Below are 14,900 nucleotides of genomic sequence, written 5' to 3' on the forward strand. Positions count from 1 at the left end.
GTGTGCTTAAGCTTTTGCTGCCAACTCTTGCTGCATGCGTTCGATCAGCTGGTCTTTTTCAGTCCATAGCGCATGAACCCATTGCTGAAAACGTTCACGATATTCAGCATCATCTTCATAATTACCACCTAATACCCAGTCTGGAATCTCGATTTTACGCAAATTCACCGCAATGCGATTGACCTCTCCTAGCCAGAAATCGCCATAACCTGGGACACCATCCGGATAAACAATAGTCATGTCGACCAGCGCATCAATTTTGTCACCTAAAATGTTGAGGGCCAAGGCTAAGCCACCCGCTTTAGGTTTGAGTAAATGCTTATAAGGTGATTGCTGCTGTGCATGTTTCTCTGGCGTAAAGCGCGTACCTTCCAAATAGTTCAATAAGGTAAACGGTTGACTTAATAACTGTTCACAGGCTTTACGCGATTCTTCCATATCACGGGTTTTAAGTTCCGGATTTTTTGCAATCTGTTCCTTGCTATGGCGCTTCATCATCGGGAAGCCCAAAATTTTAAAGGCTTGCCCGACGAAAGGAATAAAGATCAGCTCCCACTTGGTAAAAAAACGGGTAAGTGGCATGCGGGTTAAACCAAAGTATTGATTTACCGTAGTATCCACCCAGCTTTGATGGTTACAGGTCATCAGGTAACGGCCTTGCATACTGAGCTCTAAACCTTTCTCAATCGTGATATCCCACTTTAAGTTGGGCAATACATGGTCGATCAGCCAATTATTGACACTGAGCCAGCTGTTGGTAATTTGAATGTTGGTTTCGTCTACTTTACGTGATTTTTTAATGAGTTTGGTTAATCCCAAAGCGAGTACAGGTGGTCCATGAAAAAAAGTGCTTCCAGTAATGACCGATCCGACAGTAAGCCCGCGAGATATTTTTTTTAATATCGGTTGCTTGGTATTTTGAGATGACATATAAAAAAAGGCCTTAAAAGAAAATCATCAAATGTTTTTATTCAGTATTCAATATAATTGTAGAATTTAAAATAAAAAAGTCTATTCATACAAGTATGGAGAAATTGTGCTGAAGTTATTCTTGACACTCAGCTGAAATATTACAAAATGTAACTAATAAATGGGTTATTTACAAAAAATCAATGGTATGCCGATTTTTTTTAATTCATTATTCCAGCATACGATAAAACACAAGAAGGAGGCATGCGATGCGTGCACTAGTCATTTCAGCAGCAGTAGCAGGGGCATTGGCACTATCAGGCTGTCAAACAACTGGCAACAACATTGGCGGTATGGAATACGATAAAACAGCAATTGGCGCAATAGTGGGTGCAGCTGCGGGTTATGGTCTTTCTAAAAGTAACGCAAACACAAGCGCTCAAAATAACCGTGCTGCAGCAATCGGTGCTGTATTAGGCGGTGCAACAGGTGTATATCTGGACAATAAAGAGAAAAAATTACGTCAACAAATGGCGGGTACTGGTGTAGATGTTACACGTAATCCGGATGGTTCTGTTGGCCTGATTATGCCGGGTAACATTACTTTTGATACCAACAAATCAAATATCAAACCTAACTTCTACACTACTTTGAATAAAGTTGCGCAAACTTTAACTGAAGATAACAAGAGCGGTATTCTTGTAACTGGTTATACAGACAGCACTGGTAATGACTCTATCAACATTCCATTGTCTCAAGCGCGTGCTCAGTCAGTAGCAAGCTACTTGGCTTCTAAAGGCGTTTCAACTTCACGTATTAATGCTCAAGGTCAAGGCGCTGCTAACCCAATCGCTGACAACAATACAGCATCGGGTCGTGAACAAAACCGCCGTGTAGAAATCAGCATCTACGCAATTCAATAATTCAGTTATTGAGTCAGAGAAAACCACCTTCGGGTGGTTTTTTTTTGAATGTCAAATCTGTATTTTAGGTTATGCAAGTTTGGCACAGATGACTATAATCGAGCTCCAATCAATACGAGGAAATACTATGTCGTCGGCAAGTCAACTCAATGACAAGCAACTTGAAGCCATGAAATACACTCAAGGGCCCTTGTTAGTACTTGCAGGGGCAGGTTCAGGTAAAACCTCGGTAATTACTCGAAAAGTCGCACATCTGGTTAAGAATTGTGGTATTCCGGCACATCGTATTACCGCCATGACCTTTACCAATAAGGCCGCACGTGAGATGAAAGAGCGTGTGGGCAAATTATTATCTCGTGAAGAAGCGAAAGGCTTGTCTGTTTCAACATTCCATACTTTTGGTTTGAATTTGCTGCGACTGGAACTCAAACATACACCGTTAAAGAATAATTTTTCTATTTTGGATGCCGATGATTGTAAGCGCATTCTGATGGATTTAATGCACCGCGATAATTTGTCGGGTGCGGAAAGTAAGGAACTCATTGCCAAGGCAATGAAAATGATTTCGGACTGGAAAAATGACCTGATTCCACCGGAACAGGCTCACACCACCTGTGAAACAGCCGAAGATGTACAGTTTGCGCATTTATATCAACTCTATGAGCGCAACTTGCGTGCCTATAATGCGGTGGACTTTGATGACCTGATTGTGATGCCAACCCGTTTACTACAAGAAAATGCCGAAGTCCGGGATAAGTGGCAAAATCGTGTTCGTTATCTGTTGGTCGACGAATATCAAGACACCAATACGGCGCAGTATATGTTGGTGAAACTGTTGGTTGGCGTGATGGGGCAATTTACGGCCGTAGGTGACGATGACCAATCCATTTATGCATGGCGTGGTGCAAAACCAGAAAACATGGCGCTGTTGAAAGAGGATTTTCCTAATTTAAAAGTGATTAAATTAGAGCAAAATTACCGTTCGACCAGTCGTATTTTGAAAGCTGCAAATACGGTCATTGGCAATAACCCGCATATTTTTGATAAAAAACTCTGGTCTGATAAAGGCCACGGTGAGGTAATTCGGGTGATTACCTGCCGTAATGATGATGATGAATCAGAACGCGTGGTGAAAGATTTAATTACCCATAAGCTGATGAATGGTAAAAACTGGAAAGATTATGCGATTTTATATCGTGGTAATTTTCAGGCCCGTATTTTAGAAACACAACTGCGTCAAATGCAGATTCCCTACAAGCTTTCTGGTGGCCAGTCTTTCTTTGCACGTGCAGAAATTAAAGACATCATGAGTTACTTGCGTTTAATTATTAACCCTGAAGATGACAGTGCATTTTTACGGATTATTAATACGCCTAAACGTGCCATTGGTCCGGTGACACTGGAAAAATTGGGCTTGTTCGCTCAAGAAAATCATTTGTCGTTATTGGCCGCGGCAGGTGATCAGCGCCTGACCATGGTGATGCCAAAAAAAGCCACTACACAACTGGCTGAATTTTCTGATTTTATTGCCAACTTTACCCGTAATCTACTCGATGATGATGAGCCTGTGCCGATTATTCGCCAGATGATGCATGAAGCGGGCTATATTGATTATCTTAAAGAAAATGCAGCAACACCGGCACAGGAAAAAACCAAGCTAGATAATATTGAAGTGCTGTATAGCAGCATTCAGAGCCTGATTAACCGCGCTGAAGATGTGGATGACAAGAATATTGAAAGCGTGATTCGTAAAATGGTACTGCTGGATATGCTGGAGCAGCAGCAGGAAGAAGAAGATACCGATAAAGTGAATTTATTGACTTTGCATGCATCCAAAGGTCTGGAATTTCCTTATGTCTATCTGATTGGACTAGAAGAAGAAATTCTGCCGCATAAAAACTCGATTGCAGCCGAAACCGTGGAAGAAGAACGCCGTTTGATGTACGTGGGTATTACCCGTGCCCGTCAAGGTTTGACCATTACTTTGGCTGAGCAGCGTAAAGCGGGCGGACAGATGAAACAGATGACCCCAAGCCGCTTCCTGGATGAATTGCCGCAAGATGAACTGGAATGGCTAGGTCGCAAGAAAAAATTGGCAGGCAATATTGATCCAAAATTGCAAGCCCAGCATTATCTGGAAAATTTACGCGCGCTAATCAAGCGTTAATTCACGATTTAAACCATGCAACATTTAAACTATGCAATTAGGAAAAAACAAATGAAAGTTCAAGTGAAAGTACTCGATACACGTTTAGGCAATGAATGGCCGATGCCTACCTATGCGACTTCGGGTTCAGCAGGTTTGGACTTGCGTGCTTGTGTCGATGAAGCGACTGTCATTGAACCGGGTCAAACAGTATTGGTGAAAACCGGTTTGGCTATTTATATTGAAGATACAAATTTTGCTGGCTTAATTTTGCCGCGTTCAGGTCTGGGCCATAAACATGGGATTGTTTTAGGCAATCTGGTCGGCCTGATTGATTCGGATTATCAAGGCGAGTTGATGGTATCGGTTTGGAATCGTAGCCAAACAGCATTTACCTTGCAACCGGGTGAACGTTTAGCACAATATGTACTTGTTCCTGTTGTCCAGGCGCAGTTTGATATTGTGAATGAATTTGAAGCGACTGAACGCGGTGCTGGTGGTTTTGGCCATACGGGTAAAGGCTAAGTTTGATTTAGCATAAAGATGACAAAACCTGATGCATAAACAATATTATTTGTTTGTGTCAGGTTTTATTCTTTCTTTAATTTGAACAGGCTTTTATTTAAAATTATTAGCTTTTTTATAAAAAAGTACAAATAAACAATGAATTATATTATTAAAGTGCAAAATAATTTTTAATGTATGGATCAGTTAAAAATATTTTATTGTTTTTGTAAATAATTGTTTTAAATTAAAGTTATTTGAATACTTTTGTTTTCTAATTTCACAAATGATTTATTTTTCAATCAAATAAAGTATTTTGAAAACAAAATTGTAAGAAACTTTTACCGTTGCTTAATAACACGAAATGCTTTTAAATATTAATCTTCTTATTTCATCAGATGATGCACTGGTTGTGAATACTGAGCTAATCCAGCATGCCATGAAATTCTCATTTCATGGGTTATTCTAAAGTAGAAGATGTCATCATGAATTTTAAAAATAAAAAATTTCCTCTACAAATTTTTCGTGCCTATGATATTCGTGGAAAAATATCACTTTTGACGCCTGAAATTGTACAAGCGACTGCCTATGGATTGGTTGAGCAATATCACAAGGCTGGGCAAACACAGCTGGCTATCGGCTATGATGCACGTTTAACCAGTCCCCAATATGCAGAAATTATCAGACGGGTATGTGAAGAAAAAGGACTGCATGCCACAATCATTGGCTGTTGTTCGACACCCCTTTTATATTTTATTGCCCGTCAGTTTGGCGGTAATGGCATTATGATTACAGCCAGCCATAATCCAAAAACTGACAATGGCATTAAATGGATTGTTCAGGGTGAACCACCCTGTCCAGACATGATTCAACAGGTCGGTCAGAGCGCGAGCGTGGCTTTTGATCTATTACATAATCTGGTGATTCAACCGGTTCAGCATGAAATTGTGGTGAAATACTGTCTTGAATATCAACAGGCACTCCTAAACGATATCCAGTTAAAGCGACCATTTAAGGTGGTGCTGGATGGCCTGAATGGCTCAGCTGGACGCTGTGCAGCCCTGGTGTTAAAAAAACTGGGCTGTGAACTGACCACTATCCGTTGTGAAGCCAATGGCCATTTTCCTGACCATGCACCCGATCCGTCACAAGAGAAAAATCTGGCAGAGTTAAAGCAGACCGTGCTTGAACAGCAGGCTGATATTGGTATTGCTCTGGATGGCGATGGCGACCGAGTGGTGTTGATTGATGAACATGGCACCACAATCTCCGCAGACCGGTTGTTGTCGCTATTTTCAGAAATGTGTCTTAAAACCCATCCCGGTCATGAAGTGGTTTTTGATGTCAAATGTTCCACCATGGTGGCGAATACGGTGCGTCATCTAGGCGGACAGGCCAAAATGATCCGTACCGGAAGCTCTTTTTTACGGACTTACATGTCGCAGTCCAAAGGCAGAGCTGTATTTGGTGGAGAATATGCAGGTCATTATGTGTTTAATGACGGGCGTGGTTTTGGCTATGATGATGGTCTGTATGCTGCGTTACGGGTACTGGAATATCTTGGTCAGCAGGCTGATTTAACCCTATCTCAGGCCTTAAAGGCTTATCCGGAACGTTATTGTACTGAAGATACCTATATTAGTACGCATAACATAGAGCCCAAAGCAGTATTGCATGATGTCGAAATGCAAAGTCAGGATTTTGGTGCCCAGTTAAGTAAAATTGATGGGGTACGACTTGATTTTAAAGATGGATTTGGCATTATTCGGGCATCGAATACCGGGGAATATTTTACCGTGCGCTTTGATGCGGATAATCCTGTAAGATTAAACGATATTCGACATACATTTGTTTCCATGTTAAGTGACCGATATCCTCAAATCGCACAAGACATTTTAGATGCTCAATAAGGAGAGGTGAATGCCATATCAACATACCGGCCTCGACAAAGCACAAGTTTTGACTGAAGCTTTGCCGTACATTCAACGTTTTGCAGGTAAAACGCTGGTTGTGAAATATGGTGGCAACGCAATGACCGACCCAGAGCTGGAAAGCTCGTTTGCACGTGACATTGTATTGTTAAAAACCGTCGGTTTAAATCCGATCGTGGTACATGGTGGTGGTCCTCAAGTAGATTCATTCCTGAAACAATTGGGTCGTGAATCTGACCGTATTGATGGTATGCGCGTGACTGATCCTGCGACTATGGAAGTGGTTGAAATGGTTTTAGGCGGTAGCGTGAACAAATCCATCGTGAATCTGATTAACCAGCATGGTGGTCGTGCCATTGGTTTGACTGGTAAAGATGGCAACTTGTTACGTGCACAAAAGCTATTGATGGAAAAAACCGCAGAAGATGGCACAGTGAAGCAGATTGATCTGGGGCTGGTCGGTGAAGTCGTTGGTGTGAAAACCGATGTATTGGAAATGTTTACTCAAGGTGATTTCATTCCTGTGATTGCACCGCTGGGTGTAGATGAAGAAGGCAATACCTATAACATCAATGCCGATTTGGTGGCAGGTAAAGTCGCTGAAGCTTTAGGCGCAGAAAAACTGATTTTGCTAACCAATATTACCGGTGTGCTGGACGAAAATAAAAACCTGCTGACGGGTTTAACGACCCAGGAAGTGGACCGTTTAATAGAAACCGGTGTGATTTATGGCGGCATGATTCCAAAAGTGGGCTGTGCACTAGATGCAGTCAAAGGTGGCGTGGTTAGTGCACATATTGTTGATGGCCGTGTTCCCCATGCCACTTTATTGGAAATTTTTACCGATCATGGAGTAGGAACTTTAATTACTAACCGTGCCAAGCATTAAACCGTGATTTTAAAAAGCCTCCTTGTGAGGCTTTTTTATGGCGACTATTTTGACCCGCTCAATAGACTGATGATTGAAATCTCAATTTTGTCTTAATACATAAAATCGTGATGACTATCGTGAATTGAGATTTGCAACCCTCTGCCCACTCATGCAAAATAGAAAAATCATGTATTTGCTGTTTGATCAAGATTATGTGTCAGTTACTCGGAATGAATTGTGCTACGCCAACGGATGTGACTTTCTCATTTCGTGGTTTTTCTCAGCGTGCTGGCATTACATCAGACCATTGTGATGGTTTTGGCATTGCTTTTTTTGAAGATAAAGCCTGTCGACTTTTTGTCGATAATCAATCCGCAGTTGAATCGCCGATTGCTGAACTGATCCGTAATTATCCAATTAAGTCGCGCAATGTGATTGCACATATCCGTAAAGCCACCCAGGGTAAAATCAATCTGGAAAATTCACATCCCTTTAGCCGTGAGCTTTGGGGACGGCAGTGGATTTTTGCCCATAATGGTGATTTACATGACTTTAATCCGACTTTATCGGGGCGTTTTACTCCAGTTGGCAATACCGACAGTGAGCGTGCATTCTGTTATTTGTTAGATCAACTGGTACTTAAGTTTGGTTATCATGAACCCAAACTCGATCAGGTCTTCGATTTATTGGCTGAAGTTTCTCCAAAAATAGCCGAACATGGCACCTTTAATTTCTGCCTGTCGAACGGTCAGGCACTCTTTACGTATGCAATTACCAAATTGCACTGGCTGGTACGTGAATATCCTTTTAAACCTGCACAATTGATTGATCTGGACGTTGAAGTTGATTTCAGTCAGGTGACGACTCCAGAAGATCGTGTCGCCGTCATTACCACAGAACCTTTAACCCAAAATGAAACCTGGAACGCTTTTGTACCAGGAGAGATGATTTTATTTCAGGATGGCCGACCGGTTCGGAAACAGCAGACTCATGTTGAGCGTTTAGAACGTGAACGCTTGAATCCGGCATTGAAACGAATCACTAAAGCCGATCAATATTGATTGCAATTTCAGATAAAACTTTAGTGTCAGATATTTATTAGATAAATGTCTGACTTTATTATTTATAATCAGTTGAAATATTTTAAAATTTTATCGCCAGATTTTAATCTTAAGGGCTTCGGGATATTTTTATATAATCGTACTATATTTATCTAATATAATTAAAAAATGACTTCTAAAAAATATAGTTTATAAAATCATGTTAACTCCTGAATAAAGCATTTTTTTAATGAAGCTGGTTAAAAAATACTTTATCCTTTTAGTAGGTATTATATCATAATTAGATATATATCAATGGTTTATGTTTATTTTATGAAAAAAACTAAAAGTCGACTGTTTTGGTGCATTTTTATTTGTTTAATATCAATATATTATGAATTTATGTGATTAATCGTTTATATCTGATAGGTGGTCGTAATGAAAATGAAATGGGTTCCAGAATATAATACTGGCATCGATGTGATTGACGATCAACATAAACGAATTCTGGATTACATCAATGAAATTGATGATATCGTTGAAAATACCGACCGTGCGCGTATTAAACAGATTCTTGAAAATATTATTGATTACACTCAGTCGCATTTTACTTTTGAAGAATCTTTGCAGGAAGAGGCAGGTTATAAATACCGCGTACCGCATAAACGTGTCCATGATTTATTCATTAAAAAGATTGAATCTTATCGTGATCGCTTTGAAATGGGACAGGCGATTGAAGGTGAATTGCATGAAGTACTGGCGAAATGGCTGATTAACCATATTCAGCATGATGATGCTGATTATGTCGGTGCTGTAAAACAAAACATGATGGGCATTATTAAAGAAAAAGAACAGAAAAAAGGTAAAAACTGGTTTGCTCGGTTTTTCTCATAAAAGATAAATGAGATAACTACAATTAAAAAAAAGATAATAATCTTGCGCTGCAAATCATTAGGCATAATGGTTTGCTTTTTTCTTTTTGATTTTCACTTATGAGAAAGGCAAAATAGCGAAAGACTTTTTTTAGGAACGCATCATGCAGGACAATGCTATGACACGATGGCTATCACCGCTGATGGCATTTTGTTTATCTTTTATCATCATTGCCACTTTAGCACCGATTGTAGGGATTCAGCTTGATCGCCAGCTTGATTTTTGGCTGTTATGGTTAGGTACCATGCTTATTTTGGCTTTACCGATCTGCTATTTAGAAATTGCCTTGGCAAAGCGTTCTAAAACCACAGCTTTAAATGCCTTGTCCAGTTTGACCCGTGATGCGGATGCCTCGCAAAAATGGCGTATCGTTGGCTGGCTGGCCGTGGTCTTTATTCCTTTCCTGGCAGGCGGCATATTGTCGAATGCGAGCCAATTGCTAGGGCATTTTGCCGCTAATGGAATTGCAGCCAATTTTTTATTTATTGCTCTTGCGATAGTTGCAGTTTTACTTTCATTTGCACCACGAAAAATTATTCTGCTTTTAACGGTGATTGGTGTTTTTGCTGCTTTAATTCTGGCCAATGTGATGGGAACTCCTTTACCGGCTTGGCATGTCACAGCGGTTGAATTTAGCGAGTGGGGCAGTGCTACCGTCTTGGCACTGGTAGCAAGTGGTTTAGGTATGGGCTTGTACTGGCAAAGTAGTCTGCCTGCGGTTCAACCGCAAGATACTGCAACTAAAACAGTATTGCCGATCTGGATTGCACAGTTACTTGCGGTAATTGCTTTTGGTTTCTTTGCTGCCAATGCTCAAATCCCGAGTTTGGCTTTTGTGGTTGCAGTGGTGAGTGCTGCGGCATTGTTATTGCAAATGGCGCGTGAACAGCTGTTACACCGTCAGTTGAATATCGTGATTCAATGGTTGCTTATTTTAGCTGCCGTATTTGTCTGGGCAATTCCAGCCATCACTCCAGTTTTCAATAGCCTGCTGATGCTTTGGGGTTTAGCAATTTGCCTGATCTATGCCATTTTTGCCGGATGGATCATGAAAATTAGCCATCTGCGTAAAGCGATGAATTTCAGCAATGAGTTATTTTATAACCTGTGGCGTATTGCTGTTCGTGTGATGTTACCTGTTTCGATTATTTTGGCGATAATCGCAATTATTGGGCAATTGTTCTGATGAGTGAGACACAACAGGTTTGGGTCGCCTATGCAGCACCCGAGCAACAGTTTCATATTGCGGTGCCCTTTCAGCAAGGGATGACCGCTTTAGAGGCGATTGAACAAAGTGGTATTCGGGTACAGGTTGATTTGGCAGAACCACTTGCTCTGGGAATTTTTGGCGTGCGCCTGAAAGATCTGCACCATATTTTACAAGCCGGTGACCGTGTCGAGATTTATCGACCGCTAACTATCAATCCGAAGGATATTCGACGCAAACGTGCAGCAGCCAACCCGGTTGGGCGATATTGTCGTGGAAATCGCTTTAAACAATTGAAGTAATAAGAAAAACCCCTCAATGAGGGGTTTATTTTTATTTTAAAGCGTCTATATTGGTGGCGCAGTTAAAATCGCTTCTTTTGAACCTGGTAAGCCGGGTTGAGATTCTGGAATAGTTTCTAGACCTTCAATCTTTTGCACTGTACCGGTTTGATCGAAGTAAATTTTTAAATGTTGACCATGTGCTGCAGGAATCTTGGCTTTTTTAGCATAAGTTCCTGGGATGTAGTTGTAGATATAGTCCCAACGTAAAGGATTCATTGGATCTGTGACCGTTGGACTGCCTAGCAAAAAGCGAACTTGTTGGTGGCTCATACCGACTTGAATTTTTGATGCTTGTGCTTGAGTTAATGGTGTTCCTTGAGGAATATCAACTTTATAAACGCCCAAGGTCGAACAGCCTGCGAGCAGTGAAGTGACGAATAACGTCAACATGATTTTTTGCATTTTGCTACACTATCCCAAATTAATTATGATGCATTTGATCCACGGATAGATCATACTGCATCTTAACTTTGTTGCATATTCCAACTTTAAATTTGTTGAGAGACCCTTTTACATGCCTATTTCAAATCAAGATTTACGCAAAGCTGGACTTAAAGTTACGCTTCCACGAATAAAAATATTAGAATTATTAGAAAATTCAAGACAACATCATTTAAGCGCAGAAGATATTTATAAGACTTTACTTGAACAGGGTGAAGATGTCGGTTTAGCAACTGTGTATCGCGTGTTAACACAGTTTGAAGCTGCAGGTATTATCCAGCGTCATCATTTTGAAAATAATCATTCAGTTTTCGAAATTATGCAAGAAGATCATCATGATCATATTGTTTGCCAAAATTGTAATAAAGTGGTCGAATTCACCAACGACGTGATTGAACATGAACAACATGAAGTAGCTGAAAAATTTGGCTTTACTTTAACTGGTCACTCTCTAAATCTGTATGGTTATTGTGATGCAGCGGAATGCCAGGACGCATTACGTAAAAAATAATACTGACTTGGAATCAGTTAAAAAAACAGGCTTTATTTGAAGCCTGTTTTTTTTTGCATCTTAATCTGGGCCTTAAGCCTGACCATCGAAAGTAATATTCGAACTGGCGCGCATTAAGCGATCTCCGCCTTCTTCCGACAACTTGATTTGCAAACGCAGATCGTTTGGTGAGTCGGCATGTTTCAATGCATCTTTATAGCTAATTTGCTTGGCTTTGTACAAGTCAAACAGGGCCTGGTCAAAGGTTTGCATGCCCAGTTCACGTGAACGTTTCATCAGGTCTTTAATTTCATGCACATCACCTTTACGGATCAGGTCTGAAATTAAAGGTGAATTGATCAGGATTTCAATCGCTGCACGACGTGAGTTGCCATCTATGGTTGGAATCAATTGCTGCGCTACAATAGCTCTTAAATTGAGCGATAAATCCATAAACAGCTGGTTATGACGGTCTGCCTCAAAGAAGTGAATAATACGGTCAATCGCCTGGTTGGCGTTGTTGGCGTGCAGGGTGGCAAAAACCAGGTGGCCGGTTTCGGCAAAGGCAATGGCATAATCCATGGTTTCGCGGGAACGAATCTCACCAATCAGAATTACATCTGGTGCCTGACGCAGGGTGTTTTTCAAGGCCACTTCAAAAGAGTCAGTATCGATGCCCACTTCACGCTGGGTAATGATACAGCCTGCATGTTCATGGATAAATTCAATCGGGTCTTCAATGGTAATAATATGACCTTTAGAATTTTGGTTACGGTAACCAATAATCGAGGCTAAAGAGGTGGATTTACCGGTACCAGTTGCACCGACAAAAATGATGATACCACGTTTGTTCATCGCCAGTTCTTTTAAAATGGGCGGTAACTTGAGGTCATCTATGGTTGGAATTACAGTTTCAATACGACGTAAAACCATACCCGGTTGATCGCGCTGTTGAAATGCGCTGACACGGAAACGGGCAGTTTTGTCGCGGTTGTTGATAGCGAAGTTACATTCGCGTGTTTCGGCAAATTCTTTACGTTGCTTATCACTCATAATCGAGTTTAAAAGCTGTCCCACAATTTCACCAGTCAGCTTGGTTTTGGCGATGGGCACAATCTGACCATTAATTTTCATGGATGGTTCAACATCGGCCGTAATAAATAAGTCCGATGCCTTCTGTTGAATCATCAAATTGAGCAAGTCATTAAAATCCATAATAAGAACCCCAATCCGTTTTCAAATTATAAGAATGATTCTGGCTGTTTTGCCATTGTGCGGGCAGTTTGCGCACTGATCACACCTTTTGCAACCAAGGTTTTTAAACTTTGATCAAGCGTGGTCATACCGTAGTTGGCACCGGTTTGAATGGCAGAATACATTTGCGCCACTTTGTTTTCACGGATCAGGTTACGAATGGCAGGAATACCAATCATGATTTCGTGTGCAGCGACACGGCCGCCACCGTTTTTCTTGAGCAGGGTTTGTGAAATAACAGCTTGCAAGGATTCAGACAACATGGCACGTACCATGTCTTTTTCTTCAGCAGGGAATACGTCAATCACACGGTCAATGGTTTTTGCCGCAGAGGTGGTATGTAGTGTACCGAACACCAGGTGACCTGTTTCAGCAGCAGTCAAGGCCAAACGAATGGTTTCAAGGTCACGCATCTCACCGACCAGAATAATATCCGGGTCTTCACGTAGTGCTGAACGAAGAGCTTCATTAAAGCCATGGGTATCGCGATGCACTTCACGCTGGTTGACCAGGCATTTTTTAGATTCGTGTACAAATTCGATCGGGTCTTCTACCGTCAGGATATGGTCATAACGCTGATCGTTAATATAGTCGATCATGGCCGCCAGCGTAGTAGATTTACCTGAACCTGTAGGTCCGGTCACCAGTACGATACCGCGCGGGTAATTACAGATATCTTTAAAGATCTGACCCATGCCCAGATCTTCAATGGTGAGGACTTTTGAAGGAATGGTACGGAACACAGCACCTGCACCACGGTTCTGGTTAAATGCATTCACACGGAAACGGGCTACACCTGGAACTTCAAAGGAAAAGTCTGTTTCTAGCTTTTCTTCAAAATCACGACGCTGTTTATCATTCATAATGTCATACACAAGTTTGTGTACTTCTTTATGTTCTAAAGCAGGCAGATTAATACGGCGAACTTCACCATCGACACGGATCAGTGGCGGCATCCCCGCAGACAAGTGTAAATCTGATGCCCCGTTTTTAGCTGAAAACGCTAAAAGTTCAGTGATATCCATAATTTCCCCGAGTTCATTTAAATGTTATTTATTTTGATAGAATAATAAGGCTTTCCCAAAACTTAACCAACAGTTAGTTGTAAGGGAAGCCCAAAAAAGATGAATGAAATGAGAACCTCGTCAATGAATAGTCTTCAACAGTCACGAAATCAAGTTATACAGCAAATAGAAGATGCCTGTAAACACGCCCGGCGCAATGTAGAAAGTGTGCAGTTGCTGGCTGTTTCAAAGACCCATCCAAGTGAGTCTTTGCGCGAGATGTACCAAACTGGACAACGTGCATTTGGAGAAAATTATTTACAGGAAGCTTTAGATAAAATTGAGGCTTTAAGTGATCTGGATATTGAATGGCATTTTATTGGTCATGTGCAGCGCAACAAGACCAAGCATCTGGCAGAAAAGTTTGCCTGGGTACATGGGGTAGACCGTTTGATTATTGCAGAGCGCTTGTCGAGTCAGCGTGAGGCGAATCAGGCGCCACTGAATATTTGTTTGCAGGTCAATATTGATGCACAAGACACCAAAGATGGCTGCCAGCCGGGTGAAGTTGCTGAGCTGGTGAAACAGATCAGCCAATTACCGCATTTAAAATTGCGTGGTTTGATGGTAATTCCTGCCCCAAATAATCCACAGGCGTTTAGCGATGCCAAAGCCCTATTTGAAGCTGTAAAAACTGAACATGCCCATCCTGAAGATTGGGATACCTTAAGTATGGGCATGTCGGGGGATATGGCGGAAGCTATTGCCGCAGGTTCAACCATGGTCCGTGTCGGCACGGCGCTGTTTGGTGCACGGGATTATTCAAAATAAAGTATCTGTATCGGGTCATATTGAACATTTGAAAACTGAACCTTAGGGTTCAGTTTTTGCTTTAAAAATTGA

At 41.3% G+C, this 14,900-nt stretch carries 15 protein-coding genes; 11 read left to right on the forward strand and 4 right to left on the reverse strand.

Going from position 1 to position 14,900, the window contains the following annotated elements:
• Positions 1 to 6: 6 nt before the first annotated feature.
• Positions 7 to 930 carry an acyltransferase gene (locus JFY49_RS03630; protein ID WP_200223825.1) on the reverse strand — a complete coding sequence of 308 codons (924 nt, stop codon included), beginning with the start codon at positions 928 to 930 and terminating at the stop codon, positions 7 to 9.
• Between the two features lie 248 nt (positions 931 to 1,178).
• Here JFY49_RS03630 and JFY49_RS03635 point away from each other — a divergent pair, with 248 nt between their 5' ends.
• From JFY49_RS03635 to JFY49_RS03675, 9 genes are all read left to right on the forward strand, one after another.
• Positions 1,179 to 1,832 (forward strand): OmpA family protein, encoded by a 654-nt coding sequence (locus JFY49_RS03635; RefSeq protein WP_200223826.1) that lies wholly within the window; start codon positions 1,179 to 1,181, stop codon positions 1,830 to 1,832.
• 127 nt (positions 1,833 to 1,959) lie between these two features.
• Positions 1,960 to 3,999, forward strand: coding sequence for a DNA helicase Rep (gene rep, locus JFY49_RS03640; RefSeq protein WP_200223827.1), 2,040 nt, complete (start codon positions 1,960 to 1,962; stop codon positions 3,997 to 3,999).
• A 51-nt stretch (positions 4,000 to 4,050) separates the two neighbouring features.
• Positions 4,051 to 4,503 carry a dUTP diphosphatase gene (gene dut, locus JFY49_RS03645; protein ID WP_166171142.1) on the forward strand — a complete coding sequence of 151 codons (453 nt, stop codon included), beginning with the start codon at positions 4,051 to 4,053 and terminating at the stop codon, positions 4,501 to 4,503.
• A 464-nt stretch (positions 4,504 to 4,967) separates the two neighbouring features.
• On the forward strand, positions 4,968 to 6,392 hold the full coding sequence (locus tag JFY49_RS03650; RefSeq protein ID WP_200224788.1) for a phosphomannomutase/phosphoglucomutase: 1,425 nt from the start codon (positions 4,968 to 4,970) through the stop codon (positions 6,390 to 6,392).
• A gap of 10 nt (positions 6,393 to 6,402) precedes the next feature.
• Positions 6,403 to 7,302, forward strand: coding sequence for an acetylglutamate kinase (argB, locus tag JFY49_RS03655; protein WP_086196423.1), 900 nt, complete (start codon positions 6,403 to 6,405; stop codon positions 7,300 to 7,302).
• A 194-nt stretch (positions 7,303 to 7,496) separates the two neighbouring features.
• The gene (locus JFY49_RS03660) at positions 7,497 to 8,345 is read left to right on the forward strand and encodes a class II glutamine amidotransferase (protein WP_086196422.1); all 849 of its coding nucleotides are present in this window, start codon (positions 7,497 to 7,499) and stop codon (positions 8,343 to 8,345) included.
• 417 nt (positions 8,346 to 8,762) lie between these two features.
• Entirely contained in the window at positions 8,763 to 9,218 is a 456-nt protein-coding gene (locus JFY49_RS03665; protein WP_086196421.1) for a bacteriohemerythrin, read from the forward strand.
• Positions 9,219 to 9,360: 142 nt separating this feature from the next.
• Positions 9,361 to 10,443: a hypothetical protein gene (locus tag JFY49_RS03670; protein WP_200223828.1), complete on the forward strand. Its 1,083-nt coding sequence runs from the start codon at positions 9,361 to 9,363 to the stop codon at positions 10,441 to 10,443.
• The gene (locus JFY49_RS03675; RefSeq protein WP_180043000.1) at positions 10,443 to 10,766 is read left to right on the forward strand and encodes an RnfH family protein; all 324 of its coding nucleotides are present in this window, start codon (positions 10,443 to 10,445) and stop codon (positions 10,764 to 10,766) included. The genes JFY49_RS03670 and JFY49_RS03675 overlap by 1 nt, the downstream gene beginning before the upstream one ends.
• 45 nt (positions 10,767 to 10,811) lie before the next feature.
• Here the strand turns inward: JFY49_RS03675 and JFY49_RS03680 are convergent, their stop codons facing one another.
• Complete coding sequence (locus JFY49_RS03680; protein WP_200223829.1) at positions 10,812 to 11,210, reverse strand: outer membrane protein assembly factor BamE; 399 nt, start codon at positions 11,208 to 11,210, stop codon at positions 10,812 to 10,814.
• A 112-nt stretch (positions 11,211 to 11,322) separates the two neighbouring features.
• On the opposite strand from JFY49_RS03680, the gene fur reads away from it, so the two are divergent.
• Entirely contained in the window at positions 11,323 to 11,760 is a 438-nt protein-coding gene (fur, locus tag JFY49_RS03685) for a ferric iron uptake transcriptional regulator (RefSeq protein ID WP_086175193.1), read from the forward strand.
• 72 nt (positions 11,761 to 11,832) lie between these two features.
• Here the strand turns inward: fur and JFY49_RS03690 are convergent, their stop codons facing one another.
• Positions 11,833 to 12,954, reverse strand: coding sequence for a PilT/PilU family type 4a pilus ATPase (locus JFY49_RS03690; protein WP_200223830.1), 1,122 nt, complete (start codon positions 12,952 to 12,954; stop codon positions 11,833 to 11,835).
• A gap of 26 nt (positions 12,955 to 12,980) precedes the next feature.
• Positions 12,981 to 14,018, reverse strand: coding sequence for a type IV pilus twitching motility protein PilT (locus JFY49_RS03695; protein ID WP_086196416.1), 1,038 nt, complete (start codon positions 14,016 to 14,018; stop codon positions 12,981 to 12,983).
• Positions 14,019 to 14,141: 123 nt separating this feature from the next.
• Between JFY49_RS03695 and JFY49_RS03700 the strand changes: the two genes are divergently transcribed.
• Positions 14,142 to 14,828, forward strand: coding sequence for a YggS family pyridoxal phosphate-dependent enzyme (locus tag JFY49_RS03700; protein WP_200223832.1), 687 nt, complete (start codon positions 14,142 to 14,144; stop codon positions 14,826 to 14,828).
• Positions 14,829 to 14,900 lie beyond the last annotated feature (72 nt).

The sequence above is a fragment of the Acinetobacter sp. CS-2 genome (assembly GCF_016599715.1).
Taxonomy (GTDB): Bacteria; Pseudomonadota; Gammaproteobacteria; order Pseudomonadales; family Moraxellaceae; genus Acinetobacter.